Origin of the sequence: Paenibacillus allorhizoplanae (genome assembly GCF_927798215.1) — a bacterium.
GTDB classification, from domain to species: Bacteria; Bacillota; Bacilli; order Paenibacillales; family NBRC-103111; genus Paenibacillus_E; species Paenibacillus_E allorhizoplanae.
The window spans coordinates 1-8,928 of sequence record NZ_CAKMMW010000054.1 but is presented as its reverse complement, the minus strand read 5'-3'; the positions used below and the strand labels follow the sequence as shown (position 1 = coordinate 8,928).

11 protein-coding genes and 1 pseudogene are annotated in these 8,928 nt (G+C 38.7%); 10 read left to right on the top strand and 2 right to left on the bottom strand.

Annotated features, from left to right (window positions below; translation table 11 throughout):
• Positions 1-492: 492 nt before the first annotated feature.
• A complete protein-coding gene (locus tag L6I86_RS35340) occupies positions 493-1,263 on the top strand; it encodes a hypothetical protein (protein ID WP_236293603.1) in 771 nt (256 codons plus the stop codon).
• A 302-nt stretch (positions 1,264-1,565) separates the two neighbouring features.
• On the opposite strand, the gene L6I86_RS35335 is transcribed toward L6I86_RS35340, so the two are convergent.
• Entirely contained in the window at positions 1,566-1,712 is a 147-nt protein-coding gene (locus tag L6I86_RS35335) for a hypothetical protein (protein WP_236293604.1), read from the bottom strand.
• Positions 1,669-2,933 (bottom strand): annotated as a pseudogene (locus L6I86_RS35330) (IS110 family RNA-guided transposase). The gene L6I86_RS35335 and the pseudogene L6I86_RS35330 overlap by 44 nt, the downstream one beginning before the upstream one ends.
• Before the next feature lie 232 nt (positions 2,934-3,165).
• Between L6I86_RS35330 and L6I86_RS35325 the strand changes: the two are divergent.
• The 9 genes from L6I86_RS35325 to L6I86_RS35285 all read left to right on the top strand — a co-directional run bounded on the left by L6I86_RS35325 (position 3,166) and on the right by L6I86_RS35285 (position 8,693).
• Entirely contained in the window at positions 3,166-3,588 is a 423-nt protein-coding gene (locus tag L6I86_RS35325; RefSeq protein WP_236293602.1) for a hypothetical protein, read from the top strand.
• Positions 3,589-3,778: 190 nt separating this feature from the next.
• The gene (locus tag L6I86_RS35320) at positions 3,779-4,141 is read left to right on the top strand and encodes a YrdB family protein (RefSeq protein ID WP_236293601.1); all 363 of its coding nucleotides are present in this window, start codon (positions 3,779-3,781) and stop codon (positions 4,139-4,141) included.
• Positions 4,142-4,325: 184 nt separating this feature from the next.
• The gene (locus L6I86_RS35315) at positions 4,326-4,718 is read left to right on the top strand and encodes a hypothetical protein (protein ID WP_236293600.1); all 393 of its coding nucleotides are present in this window, start codon (positions 4,326-4,328) and stop codon (positions 4,716-4,718) included.
• Positions 4,719-5,914: 1,196 nt separating this feature from the next.
• Positions 5,915-6,181 carry a hypothetical protein gene (locus tag L6I86_RS35310; RefSeq protein ID WP_236293599.1) on the top strand — a complete coding sequence of 89 codons (267 nt, stop codon included), beginning with the start codon at positions 5,915-5,917 and terminating at the stop codon, positions 6,179-6,181.
• Between the two features lie 36 nt (positions 6,182-6,217).
• Positions 6,218-6,412, top strand: coding sequence for a hypothetical protein (locus L6I86_RS35305; protein WP_236293597.1), 195 nt, complete (start codon positions 6,218-6,220; stop codon positions 6,410-6,412).
• A 254-nt stretch (positions 6,413-6,666) separates the two neighbouring features.
• Positions 6,667-6,840 (top strand): hypothetical protein, encoded by a 174-nt coding sequence (locus L6I86_RS35300; RefSeq protein ID WP_236293595.1) that lies wholly within the window; start codon positions 6,667-6,669, stop codon positions 6,838-6,840.
• Positions 6,841-7,022: 182 nt separating this feature from the next.
• Entirely contained in the window at positions 7,023-7,304 is a 282-nt protein-coding gene (locus L6I86_RS35295) for a hypothetical protein (RefSeq protein ID WP_236293593.1), read from the top strand.
• Positions 7,305-7,667: 363 nt separating this feature from the next.
• The gene (locus L6I86_RS35290) at positions 7,668-7,832 is read left to right on the top strand and encodes a hypothetical protein (RefSeq protein ID WP_236293591.1); all 165 of its coding nucleotides are present in this window, start codon (positions 7,668-7,670) and stop codon (positions 7,830-7,832) included.
• A 654-nt stretch (positions 7,833-8,486) separates the two neighbouring features.
• A complete protein-coding gene (locus L6I86_RS35285) occupies positions 8,487-8,693 on the top strand; it encodes a nucleotidyltransferase domain-containing protein (RefSeq protein WP_236293589.1) in 207 nt (68 codons plus the stop codon).
• Positions 8,694-8,928 lie beyond the last annotated feature (235 nt).

Genomic DNA, 8,928 nt, shown 5'->3' with positions numbered 1-8,928 from the left:
ACACAACATTGCAGCTCTTCTTGGAAGCTATTTCAGATAATAAGGTCAAGAGAATTCGAATAAGTGGCGATTAGCACTAATCTAACGGAAAACGATAGCATAATCTTTGCACGGCAGCCGATGAATCGGCTGCCGTTTTTCAATTAATCGGCAGGATGGCGGGCTTCGACGGAGTTAAGAAGAGATACGACACAAGTATATTCCAATATATGGTATAATTAAGTAAGGATTATACTTTGATGAGAGACTGATTTCATTGAGAGGTTAGTGATACATTGTTTTGGATTATTGCAACTGTTATTGCATCCATTTTTTTTTTATTAACTTTGTACCAGTTGCAAAGAATCAGGGGACAAACGTTAAACACAATTTTCGGTTTAGTTTTGATTGGATGTATTCTTTACAGTATTTTTATTATTTGTGGAATGATAAAAACCATGTTCTAAAGGGAAAATACAATGCCAATCCATATTTCAAAGGGAAGATTTAAATTTGAAAAAAATTAAGCTAATATTGTTGGTTTGTATTGTTCTTGTTTCACTAACCGCGTGTTCAAAAGATAACGTATTACCCCAATCTTCAAATAACACCCAACAACAGGCACTAAAAACAAATACTCCTGCAAATGAACCTGTCGTTGTCGGTACTTCTAATACATCACCAACACCAACACCAACACCAACGCAAGCCCCGAAGCCAGCTCAAGACTCAAAAACGAATACAAAAGCAAACGAATCTGTAAATCTCACTGATAATGATGTAAAAGTAATTCTCAAAGAACTTATACCAAAAGCGAGAAATGTTTACGGAGTATTTAACGGAACTGAACCGATTAAATTTGATGAAACGAAAACGATTCCAGGTGACAAAGATTATTTGCTTGTTACAGGTGAGAAAATTAATATGGGTTTATTCAATAACGTTAAATCAATGACGGATTTTAAAAATGCAATTGAAGGCGTATTTACAAAAGATATCGCCCAAAAGATATTTTATAGTCGTTTTCTAGAAATCGTTGACGATGGTAGTAAAGAACGTCCCTATTATAAGGGGTATGAAGGACAGCTTTATATATACAAATGGATGGGAGGACATGGAGTGGCAACAGATTATCTAATTGATACCGCCAAGTTAATAAAACAAAACGGTAATATTGCAGAGGTTGAGTTAGATACTACACTGTTTGGCAAGCAGGATAAAAAATTGAAACTAACGATTGAATATATAAATGATAAGTGGCTTCTGGCATCATCACTTGTCTAATAAAGAAGGCACAATAGAGTGCTAAACTCCCTCGGTATGATTTGATTTCCTCACGCAAGCTCGTCTATTCGCAGGATTTCATCCTTTAGGTTTCGATGATGAATGAAGGATAGCGAGATATATTAGGAGCTGTCGTTAAAAAGGCATGCGGGAACAGAGGTGGAGTTGAATCACCCAATTCATTCCAAATGCTGCACGTACTCTCCACGATGCCCTTAGCGATTCTCACTCCCATGTCTCAACGGGTCAATAGCCCTTACATTCCTTCGTCACATCTATCTAAGGGGTGGAGGTCGGTCTTTCTAACGGAAATGGGTTGGAGCCCTTTTGTTTAACGTATCCCGATACTCCGTGCTTTCTTTGTCTCCTGCGAATACGCCAACTTGCGTGAGATAATGTTTATTATTAAGCTGCCAATGCAAAGATTTTATCTGGGTTGTATGCTTCATCACTACGAGCCATTCCTACTAAGAGTCGAGCTAGCTTTCCACATAGCTTCATGACAGATTTCATCTTTTTAAGCTTTTTCACCTGAACATTGTAATGGTGTAAAGCTTTAAATTCTTGGTTACTCATGACCATACACATGGTAAATAAATAGAGAAAGTGACGCAGTCGTGGACGACCTCGTTTGCTGAGCTTCAGTGTCCCTTCCATTTCCCAGAGCTTGCTTCGGTTATATTAAGTCCTGCGTGACGGAGTAGAGCGTTCCCGTGCGCATAACCTCTAAGATTCCCAGACTCTCCTAAAACACCAGCTAGAGCAATTGGGCTTATTCCAGTAATGGCAAGGATTTTGCCTGAATAGGGGATACGTTCAACAACGTCTTTGGCTTCTTTTTCGATCCTCTGCAGTTGTTTAGTGGCTAAGTCGTGCTCCTCAAGGAGCTGCTCTAGATGGAGTTTGTAAGCATGTGTTGCTTGCTTAGACCCAACAGTTTTCTTGGCAAGATCTATGAGTAGATGAGCTCTACGCACACCAGAATGCCGCTTCATTGATTTCTGCCATCCTTTAATTACATCGTCAGGACTTAGTTTACATAGCTCAGCCGGGAGCGGAAAAAGCCGAAGGGTTAACAATGCACCCTTGCAAGTTAAGATTTTAAAGACTTGTCTCAGTTCTGGGAAGACAATGTCTACCCAGCGGTGGATCTGGTTAACGGCACTTACAAGTCGTTTTACGACTGTTTCTCGGTTAGCCATGAGTACTCGCAGCTCCTCGTATTCTGAGGAGTGGAAGCGGACAGGGGAGTAGTAGCCGTTTTTCACCATGTCGGCAATAACTAAAGCATCTTTTTTGTCGCTTTTAGAGCGTGTATTGTCGCGGCTTTCTTTATTCTTTTTAACTAAGTGAGGATTAGCAAGCACGGCTTCAATGGCTTTGTTTTTGAGCCATCCGGCAAGGCTTAGCCAGTAATGGCCAGTCGGTTCCATACCAACGATAACTTGAGATAACTTAAATGAAGCTAACAAGTCACGAATCCAACGGTCGAGGGACTTGAAACCATCCTCATCATTACTAAACACTAAAGGATTACCGAGAGCGACACCTCGAAAGTTAACCGCTCTGGCAACATGAGCCTCCTGAGCAATATCTACACCAACAACAATATGATTAAAGGTAATGTTTTCAATGAGTTGATTTTGCTTATCTTGTGATTTAAACTTCATAGTAGAGCGTCCTCCTGGATGATGGAATTAAAGGGCTTTTGACCCGTAGCGTACTTCCATCGTACAGAGGCGCTCCTTTTTTTACAAAGCTGAAATTTATCCATCTACAGGAATCTAACGGAGAACGATAGTTGAGGAGCTTGCTAGCGGCAGCTCTTTTTTGTTCGATTAAAGTAACGGACAGTTTAGTGCTAAATGAACATTTTATAAAATTGATATTGGAGAGAGACATATGGGAGCAACAATTGCTGAAAAGTTGGCTTTACTAAAGGAGCACATCGAGGAAGACGGCGGTATAATCGACTTAAATTGGTATGATGAATTATATTATCCGTACTATTTGTATTTTAATGACGGTAATCTCAATAACAGATCAGGTTCACTAATTGCATTTTGGGGATTGTTAATCGAATCGAGCGACGAAAGCGGATTCCCTTTCTTTACTGGAATTGAGGTTTTTGATGGTTACCGATTGGACAAGTATATAACTGAACTTTTAAAACACAGCAGCGCCATCAAGGAGGAGTATCCAAACCTATTTTCCGTAATTGTCGAATCGCTGATGAACTTGGATATGAGGCACGATTTTGATAAGATATTCCTAAAAAGTTATTCGAAACTATGCGGAATAAATTATCGCAAGAACCCCCTATAAGAACAAATAGTGTGTATGCTAATGCGTACAAAGAGGCGGGAATGAAATTTTGCTGAACTAACGAAAGAACGATAGCCCAGCATACACTTCTTAAGGCCACCACGGATCGATCGGGCGTAAGCAATCATCACAGGAGTTCTATATAGGTGTAAAGCGAAGCAATACACCGGATAATTGGAATGGGAGGCAGATGGAAGTGAAATCGATAAGTGTTATCATCCTCACCGCATTTTTCCTGCTGGAGCTAGGAGCAATGGTTGCGTTTGGAGACTGGGGTTATCATATCAAGGCAGGACGTGCGGTCAAAATCATGCTGGCAATCGCTTCACCACTGGTCGTCGCAATTCTTTGGGGGGTGTTTCTCTCTCCTAAGGCTTCGTTATCCATCTTCTCCTTCCCCTTTCGAACGGCACTTAAATTGGTTGTGTTCGTTGTAGCTTCAGCAGCTTTGTACGCAGCTGGGAGAAGCGTGCTTGGGCTTGCTTTTCTAATGTTGTCCCTCTTTATTGTGGCAGCTGTCTTCATCTTGAGGTTACATGAAGTTAAGATATGAAAGTAGATATCTCACGATTTATACACTGAAACTGAAGAGTTAACGTTAAACGATTTAAAAACGTCATTAAGCTATCTGGGAACGATAGTTAAGGGGGTTGCTTAGCGGCAGCTCCCTTTTTGACTATTAAGGTATCGGGCAAAGGTATGATAAACTGAGGAGGTAAAGAAGGGAGCAATAAATTATGTTAACTCTAACGAATAAAGTTACATTGTCTTCCACTGATGATTCTTTAAAGCTCATACTAGCGACAAGATATCTGGTTCAGATTAATTATACTTTTGATATGACAGGAGCAACAAAACTCAAATCACATACTTCTCATTTTTGCGTGAGAAAAGAACAGATTTTTGATTTTGTTTGTTGTATTGACCAAGGAATAACGGCAGAACTTCAAGATAATGATTCTGATGGGTATATCAAAATAAGTTTCAAAGATGATACCATTATTGTTTACGTTCAAATCGGTGGTTCACATGAGGAGAATATTCACATTGAATTTACTACAGGAATCAACGCTGTATTCATATTTACCGAGGGGCTAAGAGAGCTGTTAAATAATGAGGATATTTACTAATTTGCATTGCGCTAACGGATAACGATAGCTTAATAATTCCATCATGCAGGTTGCCACGGCAGCCTGTTTTTTTTATTAGATTTATTTCTACAGTTTAAACGCGAAATGTTTCATATGACAAGAACATATAACCATAAGAAGCCACGCGGTTTTGGCTTTATTCTTTTTAACGAATGTTCCCCGAATTCTAATTGTTGAGAATATCCGCCTCGTATTCATTTTTTTCATCAAGTTTTATACAAAAAAAGGTGATTTTGTCCTACAAATTTGTACAAGCATTTCCTCTTAATCAATCATAGAATATATCAATTCTTAAGAAAGGGTGATTTAATTGGCAAACACTGATGTAAGGCTCCAACTTTTCTCTGGTTTTAATTTTACAAATCGTCGGATTGTTCTTAGACGTGGAGGTGTAGCAATTCGAGATTTGGGTGCGTTTCGTTTTGATAACGTCCTTTCTAGTTTCCGTCTAAGAAATGTTTCAACCACAGATTCTGTGACATTAATTTTGTTTTCACGAATTAACTTTCAGGGATCCATTCGCGTATTCCGTGGAGCCCAAAGCGTATCGAATTTAGGTAATTTCAATAATTTAACTTCTTCCTTAATTTTAGTAGGACGTAACCTTACAAATTCCCAGATTCTACAGATCCAAAGTACCGGTATCCCTCCTCGTGATATTTTAGTTATCAGACAATAAAAGATAGGTGAAAAAGGCACAGGCACGTAAATCGCGTTTTTTTATGGGATCAAGTTCTTGACATTGGGCGATGTCAAGAACTTGATCCCATTCCAGTTTTGAGACAAGAACATTGTTCCATTCCCGAGGTTAGACTCGGCGGGGTCAATAAGCTAACGGGCAGTTTAGTTCAACCTTGCGTTTGGCTGCCACCGTATGAGGTGGCGAAGTATATCGTGAGTTTCTGGAAGCCGACAATGCTGATACGATCCAGACGCAGCTGATATAGGCCAAGCTCGCAAAATAGATTGTAGCGATCAAGTCGAAAATCGATGATAAATCGGAACTATTGTCAGGCCACATTATTAAAGATAATCGGTGAATAAATCCGTCCTTATCTATGCAGATTAATTCATATATATGGATGGATGGGCTTTGTGTTGAAGTGAGTGGATTTGAACTACTAATTGGCGAGACTGACCGTACTGGAAAGAACTTTTTAGGAGGAAAATTCAACGTGAATGCATTTGATAATATCAATCGGAAACAGAACGGGGTTCTCGGGGAAGAGATAGAAGTTGACTCCGATGTTAACGAGGATCGCAACCGAGAGCAGCAATTGGACGCTTCGTTTCAGGACTGGTACCGTAACATTGGATATTGGGTGCAACAAAAGGAAGATATGACTCAGGTGCCAAAGGCGAACGTCTTCGATGCTGCCGCTGGTATGGACGAGGAATATGAATTAAACGATACTACGGAAGACGAAGAGATGGATAGGTAAGGTCAAACTTAGAATCAATAATTGGAGGTAAGAACGATGTCCGATAATACTAAAAACCTGAAAAATGTTGTTGCAAACAAAACGCATATCTTTAAAAACGGGTTTCAATCAGCAACGAATTATGTACAGAACGCCATAGAAAATGTGACTGAATCCACCCAAGACGCAACACAAAATTTGGTGAATAATGTAATAAGAACACGACAAAAAATAGATGAAGATAACAAGTAAATTGATTCTTATGGACAATCGTGTTTATCGTTTTTTTTATATTAGAAAGCTACTACAATGGAAATCTCGCTTCACGTGATGCAGGCTCTACAAAGCTATTAGTATAAATGGCTGAACAACAACTTCAAGCTTTCAACGTTAGTCCTGTGATGTAGAAATACTCTAAAAGACTCCAATCACCTTCTTCCTTGGCTGATGCAGTCTTTTTATTTTAAATAATATCTATATACGACAAAGATAGGAGGTGATACAAAATGACTCAAAGGGGCAACCAAAAATCTATGGGTGTAACAAATGGCCTTAATCAGAATATACCAAGATCAACAGTATCAGTCTTAAATACAACTGATGAAGTTAAAAATATTAATGACCGAATCAAGGTAGATACAACACCCGAGACATGTCCTGCAAGTTTAGATGGGAATTAATTAGTCTATTAACCACCAAGATAATGGGTAGTTTTATATACCATTTAATTATCACAGGAAAATTTAATAATTATTGGGAATCAAGATTCAAATAAATATCATCGGACAGACGCCGCCGCAGTAACAATTACTTTTAAAAGGTTCCCCTTTTGGTAATCATATATCAAAAGGGGTGTTATATATTGTGGATTATAAAAACAGAACATAAAAGAGATGAAGATGGTGGAACTGTAGCTCTAGAACTGGAAACCGATGATAAGCGTCTTGATGTTAATGTTAGATGGGATGGTTGTACAGAAATTCACGTATATTCAGTTACAGAAGAAAATTGTGAACTTAAAGATACTTTTCATACGTGTGATTTAAAAGGATTTATTGAAACGTTACATACCCTCGATAACGTTTGTCAGGATTACTTTGGTGAGGGAAGTTATTGGGAACGGAAAAAAGATGAAGAGGAATAGCGCGCGTGTAGCATAACAATAGAATATTCCGTTAATGACCCGCATAATGCGGGTTTTTCTTATTTTGTTCGGCAGAGAGTGGGAAGGTTCTTTTCTTGCTCGCATAAGGAGACAGGCGAAGAGAAGACGATAAGTCATATTGAGGTTAATAATATGGTGTACGGCGAGGGTAAGCAGTTAAATGTTTTGATACATCTTTGGAAGCTTATCTGTTGATTGACGATAATTAGTAATTGGTACAAAGTGGTTGCTTATATTATTCCTTAGATGAGTACAATATCTATGTTGTCGGCTACTGCACAGTAATAATTTCCCATCATTTGCAAATAATACTTTCGATTATAAGGAGGAAGGAGGTCAAATATGAAACACATAGTTAGGGAGCATATAGCCAGTGAAGCTGGAATATCGGAATTTCAAGCCGAAAAGGCAGTTGAAGCAGTAATTGATTATTTCAAAACCAGACTTCCTGTTGAAGTCAATAATGAAATTCAAGGTTGTTTATTTGGCGAGGATAATCATGAATAGCTCGATTAGAGAGCCCTTGTAGGATGCCAAGAACATTGTCCGAATCAAGCCCACGTAAATCGCGGGCTTTTTTTAGTTTTCCGATCAAGTTCTTGTCAGTTGGCAACACTAAGATTTTGATTTGACTACTGATTTGTGACATAAGCATTTTAACGGGCAGAAAAAAATTGTGTAGCTTGGACACAACAACGCGGGAATTTTCATTCGTAAGATAAGGAAGAAAGACCACTGAAAAGAAAAGTCGCGGCTTGGTCAACCCTATTAAGTATAGTGTGCTTTTCAGTATCAGGATTTTGCTATCTCTTGATCATTTGAGGAAGATAAAGAGGAATCGCTGTTGTAAGAGGACAAAAACATATATGCATTATCAGCCGCGAATGACGCGGTTTTTTTATTTTATGGATACAACTTCTTGTCTTTTCCAAAAGACAAGAAGTTGTATTGTTTTCCATTGATAGACATAATGATGATGTGTTCTCCGCGGTAATTGAACGATGCATTTTTGAGGGTCATTTTTCATAATACAATACATATTTGTGTCTCGTGATTCGGATTATTATATATTTTCAAGAGTACGTCAAGCAATTGAATTCTTCATTGGATTAGCCGGTTGCGGCCTTTGTTCAACTAACGGGCAGTAGAGCTCAAAAACGCATGTTAAAATCAGATGTTGTAACTACCAGTAAATGTTATGTTACTGAATTGATAAGCGAGAAGAAAGCAAGGCAGATCGCAGAGGAATTTTCTCGTGAAGTTGCTAGAAAAATTGATGGTCACCTAAAGGCTGTTGTAGTAATTGGCTCATTAGCAGATGGAAATTATAAGGCTGGAAAAAGTGATATAGATACAGTGCTAATTTAGAGCAATTTTTCCACGTGCTACAAACGGGTATAAAACCGTGATTCATTACATAACGGACTTAAGCTAACTGGGAACGATAGCGTAATAGGCAGGGAGTAGCTCGCCACGCGGCGGCTGCTCCCTCTTTTCGTTAAAGTAACGGGCAGTAGAGCTCAATAATAATATCTGGTCTATCTGGAGATAATGAGCACATCTTACTTGAACGAGGTGTTACGTTATTTTGACATTGGACAGA

Excerpts from the sequence above, each read along its gene's own strand:
- L6I86_RS35335 (WP_236293604.1), bottom strand. The coding sequence starts at position 1,712 with ATGAAGCATACAACCCAGATAAAATCTTTGCATTGGCAGCTTAATAAT.
- L6I86_RS35305 (WP_236293597.1), top strand. The coding sequence starts at position 6,218 with ATGTCCGATAATACTAAAAACCTGAAAAATGTTGTTGCAAACAAAACG.
- L6I86_RS35290 (WP_236293591.1), top strand. The coding sequence starts at position 7,668 with ATGAAACACATAGTTAGGGAGCATATAGCCAGTGAAGCTGGAATATCG.
- L6I86_RS35300 (WP_236293595.1), top strand. The coding sequence starts at position 6,667 with ATGACTCAAAGGGGCAACCAAAAATCTATGGGTGTAACAAATGGCCTT.
- L6I86_RS35315 (WP_236293600.1), top strand. The coding sequence starts at position 4,326 with ATGTTAACTCTAACGAATAAAGTTACATTGTCTTCCACTGATGATTCT.
- L6I86_RS35325 (WP_236293602.1), top strand. The coding sequence starts at position 3,166 with ATGGGAGCAACAATTGCTGAAAAGTTGGCTTTACTAAAGGAGCACATC.
- L6I86_RS35285 (WP_236293589.1), top strand. The coding sequence starts at position 8,487 with ATGTTAAAATCAGATGTTGTAACTACCAGTAAATGTTATGTTACTGAA.
- L6I86_RS35320 (WP_236293601.1), top strand. The coding sequence starts at position 3,779 with ATGGAAGTGAAATCGATAAGTGTTATCATCCTCACCGCATTTTTCCTG.